The 23,666-nt window shown below is 45.0% G+C and carries 14 protein-coding genes and 1 pseudogene; 8 read left to right on the plus strand and 7 right to left on the minus strand.

Annotated features, from left to right (window positions below):
- Positions 1-455: 455 nt before the first annotated feature.
- From ushA to FJQ87_RS07580, 3 genes are all read right to left on the minus strand, one after another.
- Entirely contained in the window at positions 456-2,159 is a 1,704-nt protein-coding gene (gene ushA, locus FJQ87_RS07570) for a bifunctional UDP-sugar hydrolase/5'-nucleotidase UshA (protein WP_140932058.1), read from the minus strand.
- A gap of 480 nt (positions 2,160-2,639) precedes the next feature.
- Positions 2,640-3,371 (minus strand): MBL fold metallo-hydrolase, encoded by a 732-nt coding sequence (locus FJQ87_RS07575; protein WP_140932060.1) that lies wholly within the window; start codon positions 3,369-3,371, stop codon positions 2,640-2,642.
- A gap of 15 nt (positions 3,372-3,386) precedes the next feature.
- Entirely contained in the window at positions 3,387-3,998 is a 612-nt protein-coding gene (locus FJQ87_RS07580; protein ID WP_140932062.1) for a chemotaxis protein, read from the minus strand.
- Positions 3,999-4,480: 482 nt separating this feature from the next.
- On the opposite strand from FJQ87_RS07580, the gene FJQ87_RS07585 reads away from it, so the two are divergent.
- Both FJQ87_RS07585 and FJQ87_RS07590 read left to right on the plus strand, forming a co-directional pair.
- Positions 4,481-5,569 carry a TonB family protein gene (locus FJQ87_RS07585; protein ID WP_168195160.1) on the plus strand — a complete coding sequence of 363 codons (1,089 nt, stop codon included), beginning with the start codon at positions 4,481-4,483 and terminating at the stop codon, positions 5,567-5,569.
- Positions 5,570-5,824: 255 nt separating this feature from the next.
- Positions 5,825-7,846: a methyl-accepting chemotaxis protein gene (locus FJQ87_RS07590; protein ID WP_140932066.1), complete on the plus strand. Its 2,022-nt coding sequence runs from the start codon at positions 5,825-5,827 to the stop codon at positions 7,844-7,846.
- A 235-nt stretch (positions 7,847-8,081) separates the two neighbouring features.
- Here the strand turns inward: FJQ87_RS07590 and FJQ87_RS07595 are convergent, their stop codons facing one another.
- Both FJQ87_RS07595 and arsB read right to left on the minus strand, forming a co-directional pair.
- Positions 8,082-8,582 carry a protein phosphatase gene (locus tag FJQ87_RS07595; protein WP_206194376.1) on the minus strand — a complete coding sequence of 167 codons (501 nt, stop codon included), beginning with the start codon at positions 8,580-8,582 and terminating at the stop codon, positions 8,082-8,084.
- Positions 8,583-8,682: 100 nt separating this feature from the next.
- Positions 8,683-9,738 carry an ACR3 family arsenite efflux transporter gene (arsB, locus tag FJQ87_RS07600; protein WP_140932070.1) on the minus strand — a complete coding sequence of 352 codons (1,056 nt, stop codon included), beginning with the start codon at positions 9,736-9,738 and terminating at the stop codon, positions 8,683-8,685.
- 609 nt (positions 9,739-10,347) lie between these two features.
- Between arsB and FJQ87_RS07605 the strand changes: the two are divergent.
- Positions 10,348-12,571 (plus strand): annotated as a pseudogene (locus tag FJQ87_RS07605) (ExeM/NucH family extracellular endonuclease).
- 90 nt (positions 12,572-12,661) lie between these two features.
- Here the strand turns inward: FJQ87_RS07605 and FJQ87_RS07615 are convergent.
- Positions 12,662-13,870, minus strand: a complete 1,209-nt coding sequence (locus FJQ87_RS07615; protein ID WP_206194385.1) for an IS4 family transposase — start codon at positions 13,868-13,870, stop codon at positions 12,662-12,664.
- 709 nt (positions 13,871-14,579) lie between these two features.
- Here FJQ87_RS07615 and FJQ87_RS07620 point away from each other — a divergent pair.
- Positions 14,580-16,172, plus strand: coding sequence for an ABC-F family ATPase (locus FJQ87_RS07620; RefSeq protein WP_140932078.1), 1,593 nt, complete (start codon positions 14,580-14,582; stop codon positions 16,170-16,172).
- Positions 16,173-16,226: 54 nt separating this feature from the next.
- Here the strand turns inward: FJQ87_RS07620 and FJQ87_RS07625 are convergent, their stop codons facing one another.
- Complete coding sequence (locus FJQ87_RS07625) at positions 16,227-17,174, minus strand: alpha/beta hydrolase (RefSeq protein WP_140932080.1); 948 nt, start codon at positions 17,172-17,174, stop codon at positions 16,227-16,229.
- Positions 17,175-18,072: 898 nt separating this feature from the next.
- Here FJQ87_RS07625 and fdnG point away from each other — a divergent pair.
- The 4 genes from fdnG to fdhE are packed head-to-tail and all read left to right on the plus strand — an operon-like array spanning position 18,073 to position 23,603.
- Positions 18,073-21,090, plus strand: a complete 3,018-nt coding sequence (gene fdnG / locus FJQ87_RS07630; RefSeq protein ID WP_140932082.1) for a formate dehydrogenase-N subunit alpha — start codon at positions 18,073-18,075, stop codon at positions 21,088-21,090.
- A gap of 2 nt (positions 21,091-21,092) precedes the next feature.
- A complete protein-coding gene (gene fdxH / locus FJQ87_RS07635; RefSeq protein ID WP_140932084.1) occupies positions 21,093-22,022 on the plus strand; it encodes a formate dehydrogenase subunit beta in 930 nt (309 codons plus the stop codon).
- Positions 22,023-22,027: 5 nt separating this feature from the next.
- Positions 22,028-22,672, plus strand: a complete 645-nt coding sequence (locus FJQ87_RS07640) for a formate dehydrogenase subunit gamma (protein ID WP_140932086.1) — start codon at positions 22,028-22,030, stop codon at positions 22,670-22,672.
- A gap of 1 nt (position 22,673) precedes the next feature.
- A complete protein-coding gene (gene fdhE, locus FJQ87_RS07645) occupies positions 22,674-23,603 on the plus strand; it encodes a formate dehydrogenase accessory protein FdhE (RefSeq protein WP_140932088.1) in 930 nt (309 codons plus the stop codon).
- Positions 23,604-23,666: the final 63 nt, after the last annotated feature.

Here is a 23,666-nt window from a genome sequence, read left to right on the forward strand (position 1 = left end):
GCAAAAATCAAATTTTGGTGAATATACTCCGATTAAATAAATATTCAAGCAGCTTGGCAATTTTTTTTAAATAATGATTTTTAAATTCATTAAGACAAAGGAAGGTTCGAATAAAGTTTAAGCTAAACTAGTTTGAGTTGATAAATGGAGGCTTGATTTAGTGAGGCGTAATTTAGGTCGATTGATTGTATTTAAGACAGTAATTGGGACTGTGTATATTGAGGCTATATATAGTTAGGTTGTATATATTTAACGCTATTTATTAGTTGCGGATATATTAGCTGTGGCGATATTAATAACACGGTTGCTGATATCGGCACAGCTAATAGATGCATTCTACTATTGCAAGCTAGATTAGGTAGCAGCTTTGCTGTAACACTGATATTTACTACCCCAGCCAACAATCATAAGTTTTTTCAACTGTATGACTAAGGCTGGAATAGTTCTTAGCTAAATTACTTTACGCCACAGTTGTTGACAGTCACACCACTTTTAACATGGGCAACCTTGCCAGGAATTGGCTCGAAATCAGCAGCTATGATATTTGGGTTTTTCTCAAAATAGTCGCGCAGTACCGCAGCATCGGTTTGCTGGGTATCTAACACGTCAATTTTAGGATAACCATCACCACCATCGGCGCTAAAGCTGATGATAGAGAAGCTATAGGTTTCAGTCGGTGAGAATGTCTTGCCATTGATTTCACTGATGTCTGCAGTTTTAGAATCGCAATAGATAGTGACTGAAATATTTTTCAACTGCGCATAAGCGCCGCCAGTTTTGGTACCGACTTCACCTAAGTACTTAGCGACTTCGGCACCTGTCATAGTCGCCTTAGTCACGAAGTTACCAAATGGCTGCACGGTTAACACATCACGGTAAGCGATATCGCCAGCTTCGATAGAAGCGCGGATGCCACCTGAGTTCATTACGCCAAAATCGGCATCGACTAAGTGATAGCTGCGGTAAGCTTCACCCAGTAACCAACCTAAGTTAGTTTGTTGGCTACGAACCATGTCACGATCGCCGTTGAGCTTAGCATCGGTATGGGAAATCTTAACATCGAGTAATTTTTGACCTTTATCTTTATAGTATTGAAGCTCTTCTAGTACTGCTGAGTCTTGCTCGATTTTATCGCCCACTAAAACCTTATTGCCATTAGCATCTTTTACTAGCAGATTTACAGGAACTAAGTCGTAGCTGACTAAGTCGAGCTTGCCATCTTTCATTTCAAAATCAGCGCGGCCAACATACTTGCCCCATTCATGAGCTTGCATGATCCAAGTTCCATTTTGCTGATCTGGGCGGCAATCATTGCCCGGTTTGAAATCTGCATAGTTCTTGTTATCTGGCTCCATACACACAGGGTTTTGTGAGTGACCACCAATAATGGCCTGCAGCTTACCTTCCGCCACTGAGCGCGCCAGTAACACATCACCAGGGGCTTCAGTGCCATGGTTGCCATCGGCATAGTGACCCATGTGAGTGGTGGCAAACACTAAGTCCACTTTTTCATTAGCTTCAATTTCTTTGAGGGTCTTTTGAATTTCTATCTTTGGATCGGCAAAATGAATCGTGGCGATATTACTTGGATTCACCAAATGGGCCGTATCTTTAGTGGTTAAACCAATCACTGCGATTTTTAAGCCGTTAACATCAAAGACGCGGTAAGCATCAAACAGGCGCTCACCCGTTGGCTGGCCTTGATTATCTCTAAGGTAAATATTAGCGGCAAGCATAGGGAATTTAGCTAATTGTGCCTGCATATCTAAGATATCTAAGGAATTATCAAATTCATGATTACCGACGGCCATAGCATCATAACCAATCAGGTTCATACCGATAAAATCAGGCACAGCATTTTGCATGTCTGATTCTGGTACGCCGGTATTAATATCACCGCCAGAGAGCAGTAATACTTCACCGCCATTACGTTGTACTTCATTCCGAATTTGATCGATTAGGGTTTTACGGGCAGCCATGCCGTATTCACCATCTTCGTTTTGCCAGAAACGACCATGGTTATCGTTGGTATGTAAAATGGTGAAACGGGTACAATTTTCACCACAACTGGTGTTGCTATTATCATCATTGTCATTACAACCGACTAATGCCGAGAGAACAGCAGCAGCAACCAAGCCTTTAACTAAAATGTGACTCATTTTATCAACCTCATCGTTTTATTTTAATAATTACTTATATACATGCGGTTTAACGAGGCGATATTAGCTTGTTGATGGTGTAATGATATAAGTTTTTTGATGATGGATGTCTCATTTCATTAATCTATTGGCAGTAAATTACGGATTATTGTTGTTGAAAAAGCACTGGTGCTGATAATGGTAAATGCTGGCTCACCCAGTTATTCGTAGCTGTGCAAGCTAATTTTGTACAAAGGTTTGGCGCTGGCGATTGTCTTATAATAAAGACAGTGCTTGGCTGTGGCTCATTACCATTGTTGCTAAAAAGTAGTGTTATTTGTTGCTGAAATCGAGAGCTAGCACAATGGCTACATTGGCTAAAGATGATAGATATCACTAAGCCGTCATTTAGTGGCGGCTTAGATTTACACATGCAGCATTAGGCAGTAAACATCAAATAGGCTGAACAAAGTTAGCTCTTTAATCCCAAAACGTGAGAGCTCAACTGGCGATACCTACATCGAGGGCTGCAAACCAATCTAAGAATTGTTTGACCTGCTCGCCCCTAAATATGCGCCCATGTTGCGGGCACATATATTGAATATCTAAACTGCGCACTCTTGCTATCCAATTATCTTTGGCACGGTTGGAAGGCATCCAACGTTGATGGAAAAACTGCATTTTTTGCGTGTGGCTATGGAAATTATCCACATATATCCCCGGATTATCATCTTCAAGGGCGGCGCCAACATCACCAGACATAAGCACTTTGGCTATAGGGTCATAAACATGCATGTTGCCGGATGAATGTAAGTAGTGGGCAGGAATAAACTGTAATTCAACTTCGCCCACCAGTAATTTGCCGCCTTCATCGGCAATCGGCTCAAACTTAATATTATTCATGCCAAAGTGGCGAATAAAACTCTCCCATAGCCAAGGCGAGTAAAGCTTAGCTTTCGGCAGCGTTTGATCCCATAAACCTAAAGACGAAATAATATCTGGGTCTTGATGCGAGGCAAATAGATAGGTGAGGTGCTCTATAGGTAAGTGGCGCACTAAGCTTGCCAGCATAGGCGCAAATAATTCGATCCCACCAGGGTCCATCAATAAGGATTGGTGGCCACTTTGAACTAGGTACTGATTGGTATCAATAATCTTGTCATTGCGCTCAGGATCGCGCCCAAAATACAACCACTTGTGAGTAGGGGTTTCTACGATAACTTCAGTCTTCATTCGTTGTCCTTAACGTTAATTTGCATCAAATAAGCGGATAGCCGTATCGACCCGTTCACGAATTTGCGCGGCCACGACATCGACCTTATTAGCGACATCGACAAATATGGCTTGAAAATGTGTATCAACTCGGCACGCTTCGACCCTACAAATAGAAGCTAGGGCGTTAGCGCTGCGTAAATTTTGTTTTAAATCAGCAAGTTGAACCTCCATCTTAGATAAAACCTTGTTGAACTCAGTATTCTGTTCCTTGTAGTGAGCCCGAGTTTTATCTATGGCCTTATTCATGCTGTCACAATAAGTAGCGTCATGAGCCTTGATGCGTGCTAACTCAAAATAATGCAGCGCCGAGGCGGTTCTGGCGGTATTGGTGGCGATTTTACTGGCATCTTTGGCCAATTCGTTGATTTCATTGGCAGCTTTCTTAGTGTAGCTGGCAAGTTCATCAATATAGTGGGTCAAAGCTTTAAAACCTAAGGCGGCGCTACCAATGCGACTCGATGCGGCTTGGGCATTACTGGCGGTAAGATTGATTTCTTTACAGCTGGCCAAGGTTTGGCTGAGCTCTGCTGCGACTAATGCGGCCGTGACGTAATAGGGGCGCTTTCCATTTGCTAAGTGTTTCATATCCATATCCCTAAGAGGCATAAAGATGAGTATAGACACAGATACTTATAATCAAGAAAGCGAGATAGAAAAATGTGAGAATTTCTAGCTTGTTATGACGCAGTCATCCGCGCGCGTCCCTCTTTGGTTGTTGTAATTGCCACTCAATTTAGGGATAGGCATGAGCCATTGATGTGATGCTATTGAATGGATAGCTGAAATTGTGCAATTTGTAACCAGAGGTGTTAGGTGATAAATTGGTTGGTTGTTAAGGAGCGAGTGTGATTGCGATAGCTGTAACTATGGAAAGTCACTCTCATCAGTCACTCTCATCAGTCACTCTCGCAAGTGACTCGCATATGAATCTATCGCAAGTAGCTAACGTAAGAAACTCTCGTAAGAAACTCTCGCAGTAAACGATGATAAGTGGCTAGGCAAGTCACGGAAATAAACCACTTAACCAGTAATGCAGCGGCAGGATGTACGCCAGTTTAGGGATGAATATGAAATCAATAGTAAAATACTCAAGTATTGCCATGGTGATGCAGTTATCACTAGGCACTATGGCTGTGGCTAGTGACGCGACTAAGCTTAATTTTTCTGATGTCTATCAGCAATATCAAGCCGCTGCGGCCGCCAATAATGGCGTAGATACCTTAACATACGCGCAAACTGCCTATGAATTAGGTCTAGTGAAGTTTGGTAGCGATGACATTAATCGCGCCCACCTTGCCTACAACTTAGCGCGGGCTTTAAATCAACAAGGGCAATGGCAACAGGCCTATGAACTGTTATCGGCGCAAATACCTGCGTACCAAAAAACCTATGGTAATAATGGCTTAGAGCTTATTGATGTATATATTGAATTAGGCACGGCCAGTGTTCCTCATCATAAGCGACAACAAAGCTATTACCGTAAAGCCTTAGAGATTGCTAGCGCCCATAAAGAGCAGCAGCCTGGCATGTATGCCCAAATTCAGTTAGATGTGGGTGCCCTGTTGCTGACGGTAGGGGCAGAAAAAGCTAAGGTGATTATTGAAGCGCAAGAATACCTCACTCAACATTTTGCGGCGAATGATACTAAAGTCATTACCGCTAACTACTTAGCGGGTAAATACTACTTATCTAAAGGTAAGTTTTCACAGGCCGTGACTGAGTTTGAGCGCAATCTAGCCGTATTTGCAGAACTTAAGGGAGCGACTCAGCCATTTGAGCTGCAAACCCGCGCCGCGTTAATTTTCGCTCTTGAAAAGCAAGGCAACAGTGACGCTGCCACCGAGCACTGTTTAGCCATTGGCGCTATGACTCCTTGGGCGGATACTCAAGCGCAAACACCATTGTTTAGAGTCAGTCCTTTGTACCCTATGTCGCTGCTTCAAAAAGGTCAGGAAGGTTTTGTTGAGTTAGCCATTACGGTTAATGACATGGGATTTGTCACCAATCCCCAAGTGCTAAATTCACAAGGCGGTAAGGCATTTGAACGCGCAGCGATTGCGGCGTTAAGTCAGTGGCGTTATGCGCCAAAATTTGAACAAGGGGTTGCGGTTGATTCGACAACCAGTGTGCGTCTAGATTTTAAAACATCTGAGTAAATATTATTGGTGATAAAACAGTTATGCCTGTCATATCAAAGGCTGGCATAGCTTGATTGTTTTGCTCTCCAAGACTTCGCTTCAAATACTCTGCTGTTAATGCCTACAGCTTAATAGGTGTGTCATTGATATGACGGCCAACGGTTGCTAATAATCCCCGAAACTCGCATCGATAAATAATCCTGTGTATTAACTGCATTCATTAAATTTTGTTACTACAGTTATTTGGTGCGTCTGAATTCATGGAGGAAAGGTATGCGTTTAGCTATTGGAAAGAAGCTCATGCTAGGATTCGGCCTAGTGCTATCGCTTATGGTCTTATCATCCATTCTTAGTTTTATTCAACTGCAAAAAATAGCCAGTATAGAAAGTCGAGTCGTAGATTTACGCTTTCCAACCATAGTCAATGGCCGCGATCTCCTTAATGGCATTAACCAGTCACTGGCCGATCTCAGAGGCTATATGATCTTAGGTGCAAACCCTGAGATGGCCGATAAAATGAAGAGTAATCGGGCGCAGGCGTGGGACACAATTGATACTGCGGTGGCTGAGTTTGACCGCTTTGCCCTTAACTGGACAGTGCCTGAAAACATTAAGCTGCTTGCCACCTTAAAAACAACCCTAGAAGAATTTCGTGTTGCCCAGCAGCAAGTTGAAGATATAGCCCACAGCAATAAAAACATTCCTGCTTTTGATATGTTAGTGACCCACGCCGCGCCAATTGCAAGCCAAACCTTAGCGGCCATCACAGCGCTGATTAATATGGAAGAACAGTTACCAGCAACGCCTGAACGTAAAATGTTATTGAAAAATTTGGCCGATTCTCGCGGTACATTGGCCATGGGGCTTGCCAATATTCGGGCGTACTTATTGACGGGTAATGAGAAATTTCGTCAAGAATTTGAGCAGCAATGGCAGACCAATACCGAGGCGCTGACTAAGCTTGAAGCCGCTAAAGCCTTGCTAAGCTCTGAGCAGTTACCGCAGTGGGAAAATTACATTAAGCAGCGGCTGGCTTTTTCAAGCTATCCACGCCAAATGTTTGATTTACGGGCATCAAAAGACTGGAATCAGGCCAATAGTTTATTAGCGAGTGAGGCTGCTCCTCGGGCGGCCACGATTAAGCAAATTCTTGCGAGCCTAAGAACCTCACAAGATCAGCTAGTCAAAGAGGATACCGCCTTGTTAGCGGCAACTAACGCTGTGGCCATTCGCAATCAAACCATAGCCACAGTGATTGCCATTATCGTGTCACTATTCATCGCCTTATACATTGGCCGTCAAATCACCACCGCGATTAGACAAATCTTAGATCGCACCACAGCTATTGCGCAGGGGGATTTATCGGGTCGGCCATTGATTGTGAATGTTGATGATGAATTAGGCGATCTCACCCATGTGCTTAATGGTATGTCGCAATCTTTAAATAGTTTGTTAAAGTCGGTGGATACCGCGGCCAACGATGTTTCTAGCGCAGCCATACAAATCGCGAACGGTAGTCAAAAAACCACAGCAGCATTACATGAGCAAAATCAGCAAGCGCTCACAGTGTCATCGGCAATGGAAGAGATGAGTGCATCGACTAAAGATGTGGCGCACTCGAGCGCCCATGCTGCTACCGGTGCCAATGCCACTAAGTCGCTTGCCTTAACGGGTAAAGAGGCGGTCACTAAAACCATTGTTGATATTGAACTGGTATCAGAGATTATGGAAAGTTCTTCATTATCGGTGAAGCAGTTAGGTGAGCGCGGCGATGAAATTGGCTCAATAGTGTCTGTGATTAATAGCATTGCTGAACAAACGAACTTGCTGGCTTTAAACGCCGCCATTGAGGCTGCGAGAGCGGGGGATTATGGCCGCGGTTTCTCGGTAGTGGCCGATGAAGTTCGCAATTTGGCGCAGCGCACCGTGAGCGCTACCGAAGAAATCAAGCAATCCATTGCTGCCATGCAGCAACAAACCATTATTGTGATTGAGAAAATGGATGGTAGTACTCAGCATGTGCAGCGCGGTTTAGGACTGGCGCAAGATGCGGGAACGCAGCTTGAACGCATAGTCGAGCAAGCGCAGCAAGCGGCCGATAGCATTCAAGCCATTGCCTTGGTCGGTGAGCAGCAAGCCAGCGTCTCGGAAGAAGTGGCACATAACATCACCAATATGGCGGCGGTTATCAACCAAACCTTAGCCGTTACTATCGATGGCGCACATGCGGCGACGCAGCTAGAAGTGAAAGCGCAAACTCTTAACCATTTGACCCGTAAGTTTAAATTAGGTTAAGCCTAGATGGCGAATGGCGAATGGCGAATGGCGAATTGTGAGTGGCGCGACTTTTATCTGGATTATCTATGCCGCTAAATGATGGCGCTAACGTATGGGCTTTGGCGGATACTCGCTGTGTTAACCATTTAAAATTGCAGTGTTAGCGGTTTATAAGGTGCGTCATCTCATCGCTATTTTTAAGCGGCGCCATGACTCAGTGGGATTGAGTCATGGCAAACATTTGGTTTTCCACTTATGAGACTTGAGGATAGTGGGCTTTTAAAAAGTTAAGGTGCGGCGCTAAGGTTAACGCGTTGGGACGCAGCCCTTGAATCAAGCCTTGCACTTGTGGCCACGGCAAGCCTGATTCTAATAATAAGATGGCAGCCATCAGGCCAGTGCGCCCCGAGCCGCCGCGGCAATGAATAGCAAGGGTTTGCTGCGCGGCCATGCGCGCTAACAACTCGTTTTTTACCATGGCAAAGCCAGATAAGAATGGCTGCTGTGGCGCCTCATCATCTTCAATCGGTAGCTGATACCAAGCTAAGCCTTGCTGAACAATGTCATGGCCAAGTGCCGTTACCCCTAAAGTCGCGATTTCATCATCAGGTAACACGCTAATAATGGCATGGGTACCAGCCGCGTTTAAGCTGGCAATGGCATCCCTTAAGTTGGCGTCTTTTGTTCCTGGGCATGGGGTGAAAATAAACGCGGCACCATTAGCTAACGTTAGAACATCAAAAGGATGGGTCATAAATACTCTCTGCATGCTTGATTGAGTTAATAGTGGCGAAATTAAATCCCCAATTTTATGTAGAGTCTCAAAGATCACCACTTATTTTTTATGGGCTTTTTTAGCTCACGCACTTTACTTGCTCGGCATATGCAAACCAGTGATTGGTGCGGTTAGCAAACCACACTAAGCTTAGCATCACAGGCACTTCGACTAATACCCCAACCACAGTGGCTAACGCCGCGCCTGAGTGTAGGCCGAATAATGAAATCGCCACTGCGACCGCTAATTCAAAGAAATTAGAAGTACCTATCATACAAGCGGGCGCCGCAATATTGTGGGCTAAACGCATTTTGTAGGCGATGAAATAGGTGATAGCGAAAATACCGTAGGTTTGGATTAATAACGGAATAGCTATCATCACTATAGCCTGCGGATTTTCAATAATGGTTTGCGCTTGCAAGCCAAACAGCAGTGCTACTGTGCTAAGTAAACCGATAATTGACCAAGGTTTGAGTGACGCGAGCAGTTTATTAAGTGCGCTATGATCATTATTGTCACCATCCTTGTTATCCACCCGTTTACGGGTAATAGCCCCTGCCACTAGTGGTATGACTACATATAACACTACAGATAATAATAAGGTGTCCCAAGGCACAGTAATATCAGACACCCCAAGTAGCAGGCCCGCTAATGGCGCAAAAGCAAAAATCATTATGATGTCGTTTACTGAGACCTGCACTAAGGTGTAGTTGGCATCGCCCTTGGTTAGTTGACTCCACACAAACACCATAGCAGTACAAGGAGCAACGCCAAGTAAAATCATGCCGGCAATATATTCACTGGCGGTTTGTGGGTCGACCCAATCGGCAAATATGCCTTTAAAGAACAGCCAACCTAAAAACGCCATGGTAAAAGGTTTAATTAACCAGTTCACCACGATAGTCAACATCAGGCCCTTAGGTTTAGCGCCCACATTTTTAAGTGATGAAAAATCAATTTGGATCATCATAGGGTAAATCATTAGCCAAATTAACAAGGCGATGATGATGTTGACATGGGCAAACTCAAATGCGGCCACAGCGCCAAAGAAACCAGGCATCAGATTACCCAGCAGCACGCCCACCACAATGGCAAGTCCTACCCAGATACTGAGATAACGCTCGAAGATCCCCATATTAATAACCTTATTAGTTATTGAACGAATAACGCTAAGTTGTCGATTGCGCCTGCAGCGATTGCCTTATCTAAGACACTCCTTTTAGGTGTCAACATTGCTTATGCGATTTCCCATATATCTTAATATAAAATATATATGAAAAATCGAATATGTCAACCGCGATGTGGTTAACTAATGAGCAGAACGAATGACTTGGGCTACTTGATTAAGTCGTAAGCTATCGAGCTTAGATGGCTAAAATATGCATGTTTGCTTGATGTCTATTTTAAATTATCTGAACTGAATATTAATAGTTATTAGTGCATTAAGTGCTCACTTTAATGATGGCCGGTTAGGATTTAATAATCATAAAATATAAATATTAACCATTATTTATATTTTTTGGTTAAGTGTGTTGTTTTTAGCTTTGCTTATGAATTTAAACAAAAAATTAATGCTGCAATAGTTTTATATTTTAATAGCGAACAGTCAGTGCGGCTTATTATTTATTGGAATATTTTTTATTTAAAAATAACCCTTAGTCTGTGATCAGAATCCCTAAACATTTACTGTTTTTCTGGGAATATCGCTGCGTTAAAAACAATCAATAATAAAAGGATTTTATGCATGACTGTGTATCATAAATTTTCGGCGATCGCTTTTGCTGTTGCTGCGGCATTACCGATGATGGCGCCCGCCGGTGTATTGACATCTGAATATGTAGACGGTAGTTCTTATAACACAGGGCTAGAAATTTATAGTTCGGGTGATAGCGTGCAAGTGTTATCACCCTTTAGTTGTCAAGCTGCAATTATTACCCCTATTTATGACGTTCAAGGCGAGGGGGCATCTAGCCCGCTTATTCCTCAAGGCTCATTTACATCAAAGCAAGAATACACAGTTAAAGGTGTAGTAACAGCCCGCGGTGAAAGCTTGTTTAAAGGTTTTTATCTGCATGATCTTGAAGGCGATAATAATCCAAAGACCTCAGATGGTGTTTTTGTGTATTTGGGCGGAGCAGTACCTACGGAACTTGTGCCTGGCATAGAAGTATGTGTGCAAGGACTAGTTGAAGAGAAGTTTGGGTTAACGCAAATCAATATCAGCAAAGATAAAAAGTTTGCTATTGGTGCCAAAGTACCTGTGCCTACAGCCATTCCTTTAAAAATTCACTCTGATGAAAGCTTAAGCGAGGCATTAGAGCGTTACGAGGGCATGAAAGTAGTGCTCGATGCTGGCAGTGATCTTAAAGTCAGCCGTAATTTTAGTTTTGATTACAGTGCCAAACGCAATAACTTAGTCGCCTCATACCGAGCGCCTTTAATGAAGCCAACTCAGTTATACCCTGCGCTCAGCAATGAAGCGTTGGCATTGGCCAAGGCCAATTTAGACAATCAAGTAGTGATTGAATCTGACCTTAAAGCCCCCAACGGTGTTATTCCTTACTTCCCTGATTTTAATGCTGAAACTGGCTATATCCGGGTGGGTGATCAAATCCAAAATCTAGAAGCCATGGTTGGCTATAGCTATGGCAGCTATCGTCTGGTAGCAACTAATACTGTAACTTCTACCGATTTTGTCCGTCTACAAGATAGAGTGACAGCCCCCGCTATTGCCTCTCAAGGCGACATTCGGGTAGCAAGCTTTAACGTCCTCAATTTCTTTAATGAGGTAGTTGGTGGTGACACTAATCCTACGGGGAAAAACCGCGGCGCCTTGAGTGAAGCTGAAATGGTATTGCAGCGTACGAAAATAGTGAACGCGCTTACTGCTATGGATGCCGATATCGTTGGTTTGATGGAAATTGCTAACAATGGTTTTGGTGAGTTAAGCGCGATTCAACATCTGTTAGATGCGCTAAATGCGCAGTTAAGTAACGAAGACGCTTATGCTTTTGTGTCATTGCGCGACCAAGATAAGTATCAGCAAAAATACTTTGGCAGTGATGCTATTACAGTCGGTCTCCTTTATCGACCAAGTGTAGTGAACCTAAAAGGTGATGCCAAGGTGATAATTACGCCTGAGCAACATACCAAACCCGGTACCATTTCGCGGCCTTTAGCTAATGGCGAACAAGAAATGAATCCGGGTAATAGTGCCTATCAGCGTCATAGTTTGCTGCAAACCTTTTTTAGTGAACGAGCAGCCATTAACTGTGGTAGTTAATCATTTTAAATCAAAAGGTTCCGGCTGTTTAGAAGATTGGTTAAGCTTTGAAGAATCAAAAGACCCCGCCGATATGCAAGGTAAATGTAATGAGTTTCGGGTCTCTGCTGCCACTGTATTAGGTGAAGCAGTTAAACAGATTGAAGGCGATGTATTAGTGATAGGTGATCTTAATGCCTATGGCATGGAAGACCCATTATTAGTTTTGACGGATTATGATGCTAAACATTCACAGCGAGACATAGTTACAGCATCGCATACGACCTTAGGGGCTAATACCTTTGAAGAGCAGGGGCGTATTATTGATAAGGGATATGGTCTAATTAATTTAAATACCAAATTTCATGGTCAAGGTACGTATTCATACAGTTATAACGGTGAGCTAGGTAATTTAGACCATGCATTAGGTAATACAAGTGTTGCGGCGCGAGTTATCGCGGTTGAGGATTGGCATATCAATGCATCTGAATCTAATTTATTTGAATACGGCACTAAATATACTGGTGATCTAGTTAAATCAGAAAATGCCTTTTCAGCCTCAGATCACGACCCAGTGATCATAGCACTCGAATATCCTGACTCGTCTGATGATGGCAGTAGTGGTGGATCATTGGGTATATTTAGTTTGGTATTGTTAGGGTTGCTCGGTTTTAGGCGGGGCAGTAAAAATAATAGCCATAGCTAAATAAACGAATAACTCATCAGTCACGCTGACGAAGTAATATTGTTCAGCGTGACCTGATGATATCTTAATACTGCGTACTGAAGGATCCCCTCATAAATCGGCCATAGCATAGCCATATTTGAGTAACTGATTGGCGAATAATACCCACGCCGCCAGCAATTCTTTCTCCGTGATTTGATAATCAGGCCGCCTGAGTACCTCCAATCCCAAGCGAATCGTTGAGAGTACCGTTCGATGCCCAATGGTATTGGCCTGAAAATGCTTATCCCAGCCCTGTTGCTGTGCATGTAAACCAACTAGCCACAACAGGCATTGAACCATTAACGCAATCAGTAGGATGATGTCGAATCGCTCTGGACTGTTGGTACGACTTTGGCGTAAGCCAAAGCCGTATGCCGGGCTTTTGAGGTCACGAAAGGTCTCTTCAATTTGCATACGTTTGGCGTACCGGTTTACCAGCTGTTTTGGGCTCCGAGATCCTGGTGGTAAGTTGCTGGCTAACACCCAAGGTTCTCTCGCCGCTGTTGAGTACGTTTTTGCTGATGGATGGTGGCAATTCGTCCTGGTTGAACGCTGATTTGTACGGCCCTTAGGTTTGCTACGATACAGCGTGAGATAACAATTGATAGGGTTAGATTTGGTTAAGAGCTTACACCCTAGGCTCTTCGCTCGACTGTTGGCCAAGTCATGTGTACTGCGCACTGCACGCCAATTTTCGGCGCCAATATCTGCAAATTGAACTGTACCGCGAATACGGCTTAGCCAAAACCAACCATGCGCCTCAACCTCTTTGTACCAAGGCACTTTGAACCCCGCGTCAGTCACGATGAGAGGGGTAACATGCAAAGGTAAAATCTTGGCTAAGTCCGCTAAAAAACCGTTGTGGGCGGCCTTAGAGCATTGTTCTGATAGGGGATAGGATTTCTCATATAGGGTAATAGAGCGGCCATTGAAGGCTATTGAGGCGCGCAGAGCCATGATGCGTTTATGCTCTCGGATGTCTGACCAATCGACGAGCACAATCGGCATAGGGTTACCTGAACAGATGAGGCTGGCATGCCATTGGTAGACAGCTAACCGCTCTTGATGCAGATGCATGTTGCCGAGCAAACGATCAATGCGCTTGATGTTGTGCTTGGTTCGGGCCGTGGTTGGTAAATTTCGACCTAACTCGGTCAAGGTTAGCGTCTTGCATTCAATCAGCGCCTTAGAGGCCAGCATCAAGCTGTTTAATCGTTTTAGGTGAAGTTCTGGGCAGTATTGGTGTAAAGAATGTTGTAGGATATTGGCTTCGCGCATCTTGTTGTCCAAGTGTAGTTTTTGACGAAACCATTTGATCATGCAACAAGATGCGCTTCCACCCTAATTTGATGATTTATTTGTAAATTATCAGGGGATTCCTCAGTACTGCGTATTCTTTCATCAGTACTATGGCGCTGCATAATAACAATAGTCAGTGGTACAAATTACTGGTGTGATTGCCAAAAAGTTAACTCTATTACTAACAAATGATTGGTACTATTTACGCCTATACTTGTATTAATCCTCGAGACATCATAAACATATATCATATTCAGTGGGCACTATAGTGGTTTTTTAATTCACGCCAATACGAACTGTTGCATAACTATTGTGTTGTCGAGTTCGAGACCATCTGAGGCACGGATGCCTTAGTTAAGCCCACATGGATGTGCTTGCGGCGGGTCGAGAAATTGACAACACAGTAGCCCGCCGCAGGCGATTGACTACGACAACGAATAGATAAGGAAAATAGCATTACCTTTACTCATAACCATCGGATTACAAACACCACTTAATGAAAAAACCTATCGCCAATAACAAAGCCAAACACTGAGCAATTTACGGCTACAAATCACCATCATACTCATACACTCACAACTCAGTCTTGCCCATGACAAGACTTCGCCATGCTGCTATACTCCGCCATTTGTTTAGGCCGACCGTTTGGGTTGGTTACATACCCTCAGCTTGAATTTGGAAGCGAATTTTGATCACAACAGCGAATATAACCATGCAGTTCGGCGCTAAGCCACTGTTTGAAAACATCTCAGTTAAGTTTGGCGGCGGTAACCGCTATGGCCTTATCGGCGCGAATGGTTGCGGTAAGTCAACCTTTATGAAGATCCTCGGTGGTGAGTTAGAGCCTAGCGGCGGTAACGTATCTATGGATCCAAATGAGCGTCTGGGTAAGTTAAGCCAAGATCAGTTCGCTTACGAAAACTTCAGCGTTATCGATACCGTGATCATGGGTCACAGAGAATTATGGGCCGTCAAGCAAGAGCGTGACCGCATTTACTCTCTGCCAGACATGACTGAAGATGATGGTATTAAAGTTGCTGAATTAGAGATGGAATTTGCCGAGATGGACGGTTATACCGCTGAATCTCGCGCGGGTGAAATTCTGTTGGGTGTGGGTATTCCATTAGAGCAGCATTTTGGCCTGATGAGCGAAGTTGCTCCTGGTTGGAAACTGCGGGTACTGTTGGCGCAAGCCCTGTTTGCTGATCCAGAAGTCTTGTTGCTTGACGAACCAACCAACAACTTGGACATCGACACTATTCGCTGGTTACAAGACACCTTGAACCAACGTAACAGTACTATGATCATCATTTCGCACGATAGATACTTCTTAAACTCTGTATGTACTCATATGGCAGATTTGGATTACGGTGAGCTGCGCGTTTACCCAGGTAACTATGACGAATACATGATGGCGGCCACTCAAGCCCGTGAACGTCTGTTATCTGATAACGCTAAGAAGAAAGCTCAGATTGCTGAACTGCAAACCTTCGTATCGCGCTTCTCGGCTAACGCGTCTAAAGCTAAGCAGGCAACGTCTCGCGCTAAGCAAATTGATAAGATTAAGCTGGATGAAGTTAAGGCTTCAAGCCGCGTTAACCCTTATATCCGCTTCGAGCAGGAAAAGAAATTATTCCGTAATGCTTTAGTGGTTGAAAACTTAACTAAGGGCTTTGATAAGCCATTAATTAAAGATTTCAACATCATAGCCGAAGTGGGTGAGCGTATTGCGATTTTAGGTGAGAACGGCGCCGGTAAGACGACCTTAGTTCGTACCTTGATCCACGATTTAAGCCAAGACAGCGGTACTATCCATTGGTCTGAAAATGCCTCCTTTGGTTACTACGCGCAGGATCACGCCAGTGATTTTGAAAATGACATGACAGTATTCGACTGGATGAGCCAGTGGAAGAAAGAAACCGACGACGAGCAAGCGGTACGTGGCATTTTAGGCCGTATGCTGTTTGGTGCTGATGATATTCGTAAGTCAGTAAAAATTCTGTCAGGTGGTGAGCAAGGTCGTATGCTGTTTGGCAAGATGATCATGCAAAAGCCTAACATCTTAGTGATGGACGAACCAACCAACCACTTGGATATGGAATCGATTGAATCATTAAACAATGCGCTGGAAATGTACGAAGGCACCTTGTTCTTCGTTTCTCATGACCGCGCATTCGTATCGTCTTTGGCTAACCGTATTTTAGAAATCACGCCACAAGGCATCACTGATTTCAAAGGCACTTATGACGAGTTCTTACGTCATAAAGGTGTTGATGCTTAATCGTTATTGTTAACGCTTAGGTCATACAGAAAAACCGCGCCGAGGCGCGGTTTTTTATTGGCTGCTTTTTAGGAATTGGCAATAGGTTAGAAATTGACCATAATCGGCAGCAGCAAGTTTAGGGCATTCCAGCATTGGCATGTGGCCTATGCTGGTATATACCCGAGTGCTCGCTTGGGGTAAATGTTGCTGCCACACCGGCAGAGCGCTGATATCTAAAATATCATCTAACTCGCCCCAGCATATACAGGTCGGGCAGCTGGTTTTGGGCACAAAACTGCCATGGCTTGCGGTAAATTCAGCAAACACTCGCTTAAGTAAAGGGCGCCTTTTTTGGTGATAGCTATAAATGGCGTTAAGGATAGGCGCAGGTACCCAAGGTGGCTTGGCCATGGTTTGCTGATAAAAGTGTTCAAACTCAGCATAGGTTTCACCAAAGAATGGGTTCCTACCGGCTAAAATCGCCCGACTAAAGGCGTTGTCCTTGGGCGCAATTATGCCTGAAGGATTAAACAAATAGGCACTAAGGCAGCGCTCGGCAAAATGGGTAGCCATATAGGCGGTAAGCTGTCCGCCCATGGAATTTCCAACTAAGTGGCATTCTGCTATGCCCAAATTATCTAATAACTTAATCAGGCGAAGCGCCTGATTTTTCATATCAAATTGGCAATTATCATCGACCTCTGAATCTCCATGGCCAGTTAAATCCACCATCAGTAATGAGTATTCTTTGGGTAAATGACGGGCAAATGGGCACCAGACAGTTTTGTCGGCACTAAAACCATGCAGCATGACAATCCAAGGGGCATCCTTATCGGTACTGGGGGCTAAGCGCCAATAAGCATGCTGCTTTAAGCCTGAAACTGGGGTAAATAAAGTGTCTACCTGCGCCCAGTTGGCATAAAGTTTTCTGGTCCACTGTAAGGCTTTATTGGGGTAGCGCTGAGCACCAAACCATAAGCCTGTGAGTATTAGGGCAATGAATATGATCAATGACGCCATAGTGTCCCCCTTAATCTGAGGTTGAAGGTTAACTGTTAACTTATATGATCTTGGCTGCTTAAGTCTTAAAACATGACTCTTTAAGTCACTGGGCTTAAGGTTGCAAAAGTGTTGCACTAAGCTAGCTTAACGCTTGGTTGATGTGAGCACAAATGCCGCAACCGAGTTGATAAACTGCTGAATGCATAAACCGGGCGAGCTGGACTGCTTGGTTATCTTTGGTTCAGTGGGCCTTTATGGAGTCATAGTTAGCAGCGGGAGTGCGGTTTAGGGATTTTTCAGTCAACGGCAAAACTTGCATTTTTGGCTGTGATTGGCCAGTGAGCGGGATATTTTTGACACGCACTTGAGTCATATTGTCTCGCTCAGTGAGTTAAGTGCTGAACCCTTGCTCCTAGCTAACTGATTGCCATTCTCATCAAGATGCTTGCCGCTGAAAATTCAAACTGCCACCAAGACAAAACCACAATTCTAGCGCGGTTAAAGGTGCGGTATTGATGTCGGCGGCTATTAATTCTGCGTTTAGCCTGTCAATGCATAAAATTCTCTCTGCGCAAAAGTGGACATTCTGTCTAAGATTGTTGAGACCATTTGTCCTTGTCGGTCGCGTCATGATTTTATGGTGTTGCACTCTGAATTCGCCAGCTAGCATACCGCTTTGCGGCATATTATTTTGCATTCGGCGCATATTTTGGTGTTTGCATCTTTCGCTGTCTTTATGTGATCTCTGTCGTTAGTAATAATTTGGTCTTATAGCGGACTTTGGGGATAATCGCGGCAGTCGGTTAGCCTTGTTTCTGTGCGCAGGAATAAGATGACAGGCAATATCTGCAAATATTCACTGACGACTTATGTTAAGCGTCAGTAATAAATGAATACACCAAAGTGTGAGGGTCTTATGGACAGACGACAGTTTTTTAAACTGTGTGCCTGCGGTGCGACAACCTCAGCAATCTCGGCCTTGGGCTTAATGCCCGGCACTGCGATGGCTGCGCCCCGTGAGTATAAGTTGCTAAAAGCCAAAGAAACCCGCAATAACTGTTGTTATTGCTCTGTGGGTTGTGGCTTGTTGATGTACAGTTATGGCAGTAACGGTAAAAATGCCGAGAAAGCCATTTTTCATATCGAAGGTGATGCTGACCATCCGGTCAATCGTGGCGCCTTGTGTCCTAAAGGTGCGGGTCTGGTTGATTATGTCAACAGCCCTAATCGCAACCATTTCCCTGAAGTTCGCGAAGCTGGCAGCAATGAGTGGAAACGCATTAGCTGGGATGAGGCATTTAACCGCATCGCCCGTTTAATGAAAGATGACCGCGATGCCAACTTAATCGAAAAGAATAGTGATGGCACCACAGTTAACCGCTGGTTAACTACGGGCATGATGACCTCATCTGCTCAGCCTAACGAAGGCGGGTTTATTACCCACAAGTTTGCTCGTTCGCTTGGCTTAGTGGCCATCGATACTATTGCGCGTAACTGACACTCCCCAACGGTAGCAAGTCTTGCTCCAACATTTGGGCGCGGTGCCATGACCAACCACTGGATCGATATTAAAAACTCCAATGTGGTAGTGATCATGGGCGGTAATGCCGCCGAAGCACATCCTGTCGGTTTTGGCTGGGTTACAGAAGCCATGGAACACAATAACGCCAAGTTGGTGGTTGTGGATCCACGATTTACCCGTAGTGCGGCACTAGCCGATTGCTATGCCCCTATTCGCAGCGGTACCGATATTGCATTTTTACTCGGTGTAAGCCGCTACTTGATTGAAACCAATCAAGTGAATCATGAGTATGTAAAGGCTTATACCAATGCCAGTTACATAGTGCGTGAAGATTTTGAATTTACCGATGGTTTGTTCAGTGGTTTTGATGAAAAGACTCGAACCTATGATAAAGAAACCTGGTACTACGAACTCGACGAGCAAGGTTATGCCAAGGTTGATGACAGCCTGACGCATCCACGTTGTGTTTGGAACTTATTGAAAAAACACGTAGATCGCTACGATTTTGACACGGTAAGTAATATTACAGGTACGCCTGTGGCGGATTACGAGAAAGTATGTGCCCTGATTGGTAGCACTCACACTCATGATAAAGCCGCGACCTTTATGTATGCCTTAGGTTGGACTCACCATTCAAAAGGTGCCCAGAACATTCGTTCTATGGCCATGGTGCAGTTGCTGCTGGGTAACATTGGCGTATTGGGTGGTGGGGTCAATGCCTTACGTGGTCACTCAAACGTTCAAGGCGCCACAGATATGGGGCTTTTGTGCCAAAACTTACCTGGCTATCTTAAGTTACCTAACGATAACGACAGAGATCTTAAGACCTATTTAGGTAATTACACGCCTACGCCTTTGCGTCCGGGCCAGACTAACTATTGGTCTAATTATCCTAAGTTCTTCGTGTCGCAAATGAAGAGTTTCTGGGGTGATAACGCCACCGCTGACAATAGCTATGGTTACGACTGGTTACCTAAGTGGGATATACAGTACGACTTTACCAAGCACATAGACATGATGTTCCACGGCAAGGTGAATGGTTATTTCATTCAAGGCGTTAACGCGATTAACTCCATGCCTAACCGTAACAAGGTATTAGCGGCTCTGTGTCAGCTTAAGTACATGGTAGTGCTTGACCCGATTGCGACAGAAACCTCAGTGTTCTGGCAAAAAGCGGGCGAGTTCAACAATGTTGAGCCAAGCGAAATTCAGACTCAGGTATTCCGTTTACCGACGACCCTATTTGCCGAAGAAGAAGGCTGTATCGTGAACTCAGGTCGCTGGATGCAGTGGCACTGGAAGGGTGCTAATGCTCCGGGTGAATCTAAGCCTGATGCGGAAATTTTATCTGGCATCTTGCTGAAACTTAGAGAGCTCTATCGCGATGAAGGCGGGGTATTGCCTGAGCCTGTGCAAGCCATTAATTGGAATTATCACGACCCTAAATTCCCTCATGGTGAAGAAGTGGCAAAAGAGCTTAACGGCCGTGATTTAACCACAGGTAAGCAGCTTGATAGTTTCAGCCAACTTAAAGATGACGGTACTACCGCTTGCGGTTGCTGGATTTATAGTGGCAGCTGGACCGAAGCTGGCAACATGATGGCGCGCCGAGATAACTCAGATCCATCCGGTAAAGGTATTACTCCGGGCTGGGCATTCTCGTGGCCTGCTAATCGCCGCGTGCTGTATAACCGCGCCTCGTGTGATGTCAATGGTAAGCCTTGGGATCCAAAACGTGTGATTGTGCAATGGCATCAAGATAAATGGCACGGCATAGATCAAGGCGACTTTAACATGAAGTTATCGCCGCAAGATTCTGCGCATCCATTCATTATGCAGCCAGAGGGCGTGGGCCGTTTCTTTGCCTTGAAGATGCTCGCTGAAGGACCATTCCCTGAGCATTACGAGCCAGTGGAATCGCCGATTGGTACTAACCCACTGCATCCTAATGTCGTGAGTAACCCAGCGATTCGTATGTTGCCAGGTGTAGCTGAAACCTTAGGTTCGCATAAGGATTTCCCTTATGTGTGTACCACTTACTCGCTAACTGAACACTTTAACTTCTGGACAAGCCATTGCCGTCTAGCCGCGATTTCTATGCCAGAAACCTTTGTGGAGTTAGATGAAGTATTGGCAGCCGCTAAGGGCATTAACAATGGCGATTGGGTCAAGGTGAGCTCTAAGCGTGGCAGCATATTGACGAAAGCCTTAGTCACACAGCGTCTGCAACCGTTAAAGGTGAATGGCCAGTTAGTGCATACCGTGGGGTTACCGCGTCACGGCGGCCATAACGCCTTAACTCGTAAGAGTTATAGCTGTAACGTACTGACCACAGAAGTGGGTGATGCTAATACTCAAGTGCCTGAATTTAAGGCGTTCCTTGTGGATATCACTAAGGCTGAGGGGATGTAATTATGTCTTCACAAGATATCATTTTAAGTTCAGGAACCTCTGAACTGACCCCAGCGGCGCAGGTGCGAAAAAAGCTGAGCAAGGTCGCTAAGTTATTTGATGCCACTAAGTGCAACGGTTGTAAGGGTTGTCAGGTTGCGTGTTCTGAGTGGAACGACTTGCGCGCCCCTATTGGCAGCTTCCAAGGCAGCTATCAAAACCCGATGAACTTATCATCTGAGTGCTGGACCTTGATGAAGTTCAACGAGGTTAAGCAAGACGATAAGCTGCGTTGGCAGTTTACTCATAGTGCTTGTATGCATTGTGAAGACCCTGCGTGTTTGACAGCGTGCTCGACTAAAGGCGCCATCATTCAACGCTCTAACGGTGTAGTGGATTTTGACTCTGACAAGTGTATTGGCTGCGGTTATTGCGTCAGCGCTTGTCCATTTGATGTGCCTAAGCTCGATCCTATCGATCAAAAGGCCTACAAGTGCACCATGTGTTCAGACCGCTTGCAAGTCGGACAAGAGCCCGCCTGCGTTAAAACCTGTACCACAGGCGCACTCAAGTTTGGTACTCGTGAAGACATGCTGTTTATTGCCGATTTACGGGTAAAACAGTTGCAAGAGCGCGGTTTCGCCAATGCCGGTATCTATAACCCTGAGGGCGTAGGTGGCACAGGCATGATGATGATTTTGCATGATGTCAACGAGCCAGAAAGTTACGGTTTATCAGCCGATCCTAAGACCAGCTTACCGGTGAAGTTATGGCAAGACGTAGTCAAGCCATTGGGCGCCGTCGGTATTCTGGCAACAGTAGCGGTGGCCTGTTTGCACCGCATTACTGTGGGTCGCAATATCGTTGAAGAAGATGAGCCGGCGGCGTTTGATCATAGCCATGATCAGCAAGACGCTAGCGCCACGCCAACAACCAAGACAGATAAGGAGTAACGCTCATGAATAAGCAGAATATGATTTTGCGCCATAAGTTGTTCGACCGCATTTGTCATTGGTTTATCGTCGCCACGGGTTTTGTCACCTTTATGACGGGCTTTGCCTTCTTCTTCCCATCGTTTCAATGGTTGGGGTCAATTGCCGGAACGCCGCAAATGGCGCGCTTTGTTCATCCGATTGCCGGATTAATGATGTGCTTACCATTAATGCTGATGTTGGTGCGCTATTACCACCATAACAAATGGGAAAAGAACGATCTGAAATGGATGCTAGCCATCAAGGATGTGATGTTTGAAAACGAGGACAAAATCCCCGCTATCGGCCATTACAACCCTGGACAAAAAGTGCTGTTTCGCACCTTTGTGGTGACATCCATAGGGTTAACTATCACGGGCTTTATTATGTGGCAGCCTTACTTTGCCCCTTATTTTGCCTCATCAACCATAGAGTGGGCCATTCTCATTCATGCGGTTTGCGCAGTCATCATGTTGATTTTTGTGCTGGTACATTTCTGGATGGCGACTTGGGTTGAAGGATCGGTTGCTGGCATGTTGTACGGCAAAGTATCGCGGGCTTGGTGCAAGAAGCATCACCCTAACATGCTAAATGATCCGGAACTTAAAACAATTAAGCAGGAAAAACACTGATATGAGCACAGCAATACTTGATGCCAATAGCATAGCCAAACAAGGCTTAACCATTAAGACCTTGTATCCGGCCAAACCGCACAGCGTTTATCAGCGCCGCGCTGACAGGCTCGCTGAACTGGCTGAAGATTCAGGTTTACCTGAGTGTTTTCGCCTGCTGGAGCAGTTAGTCACAGCGCAAGCGGTAATTGCAGCAAGCACGGATGCTAAGCATCAGCATTGTTTTGGCTCCAAACCCCAAGTGGATTTAGGCCAAGAGCAACCACTGGCGCAGGCTAACTTTGTGTGGGGCAATTATTGGCAGGCGGTATTGCTGGAGCTTATCGGGGAAATGCTGCCACAGGTATCCCCATCATTAGTGACACTGCTTAAAGACTTAGCGGCAACGGATGCTGATAGCTTGCAGTCTTATGCTAAATCGCTGCTTTGCGGCCACTTTAGTGATGTACCAGCGCAATACAGCTTATTTATTTGGGCGGCATTGTCTGTGTACTGGTCCCATTGGGCGGTAGCGGTAGGGGAAACCTTAGCCTCACGCGGCGTGGCCTATAAAACCTTATGCCCAGTGTGCGGCAGTCACCCAGTGGCTAGCGTGATTAAAGATGAACCGCGCTCAGGCTTACGTTATCTGCATTGCAGCTTGTGTGAGAGTGAGTGGCATCAAATCCGCGCTGAGTGTACTTGCTGCGGCGAAAACAAAGGCGTGTTCTTGTGGGCCGAAACAGAAACTAAAGCGGCCATTCGAATCGAAAGCTGCGACACCTGTAAGGGATACACCAAGATGATGTTTACCGACATCAATCCCAGACTTGAAGCCGCCGTGGATGATTTAGCAAGCTTAGTGATGGATAAGCATGTGGTAGAGCAAGGCTATTGCGCAACGACAGTTAATCCTCTGTTACTGGCTCATGAAGAAGAGACGACAAGCTAGGCATTAGGCATTAAGCAAAATGTGCCAATAAGTAATCAACTTCTTGCCGTGATTGTGGCTGCC

This window comes from Shewanella sp. SNU WT4, from assembly GCF_006494715.1.
Taxonomy (GTDB): domain Bacteria; phylum Pseudomonadota; class Gammaproteobacteria; order Enterobacterales; family Shewanellaceae; genus Shewanella.

What these genes read in the sequence shown, in the direction of transcription:
- ushA (WP_140932058.1), bottom strand. Translation starts at nt 2,159, where the DNA reads ATGAGTCACATTTTAGTTAAAGGCTTGGTTGCTGCTGCTGTTCTCTCG.
- FJQ87_RS07575 (WP_140932060.1), bottom strand. Translation starts at nt 3,371, where the DNA reads ATGAAGACTGAAGTTATCGTAGAAACCCCTACTCACAAGTGGTTGTAT.
- FJQ87_RS07580 (WP_140932062.1), bottom strand. Translation starts at nt 3,998, where the DNA reads ATGAAACACTTAGCAAATGGAAAGCGCCCCTATTACGTCACGGCCGCA.
- FJQ87_RS07585 (WP_168195160.1), top strand. Translation starts at nt 4,481, where the DNA reads ATGAAATCAATAGTAAAATACTCAAGTATTGCCATGGTGATGCAGTTA.
- FJQ87_RS07590 (WP_140932066.1), top strand. Translation starts at nt 5,825, where the DNA reads ATGCGTTTAGCTATTGGAAAGAAGCTCATGCTAGGATTCGGCCTAGTG.
- FJQ87_RS07595 (WP_206194376.1), bottom strand. Translation starts at nt 8,582, where the DNA reads ATGACCCATCCTTTTGATGTTCTAACGTTAGCTAATGGTGCCGCGTTT.
- arsB (WP_140932070.1), bottom strand. Translation starts at nt 9,738, where the DNA reads ATGGGGATCTTCGAGCGTTATCTCAGTATCTGGGTAGGACTTGCCATT.
- FJQ87_RS07615 (WP_206194385.1), bottom strand. Translation starts at nt 13,870, where the DNA reads ATGCGCGAAGCCAATATCCTACAACATTCTTTACACCAATACTGCCCA.
- FJQ87_RS07625 (WP_140932080.1), bottom strand. Translation starts at nt 17,174, where the DNA reads ATGGCGTCATTGATCATATTCATTGCCCTAATACTCACAGGCTTATGG.
- fdxH (WP_140932084.1), top strand. Translation starts at nt 21,093, where the DNA reads ATGTCTTCACAAGATATCATTTTAAGTTCAGGAACCTCTGAACTGACC.
- FJQ87_RS07640 (WP_140932086.1), top strand. Translation starts at nt 22,028, where the DNA reads ATGAATAAGCAGAATATGATTTTGCGCCATAAGTTGTTCGACCGCATT.
- fdhE (WP_140932088.1), top strand. Translation starts at nt 22,674, where the DNA reads ATGAGCACAGCAATACTTGATGCCAATAGCATAGCCAAACAAGGCTTA.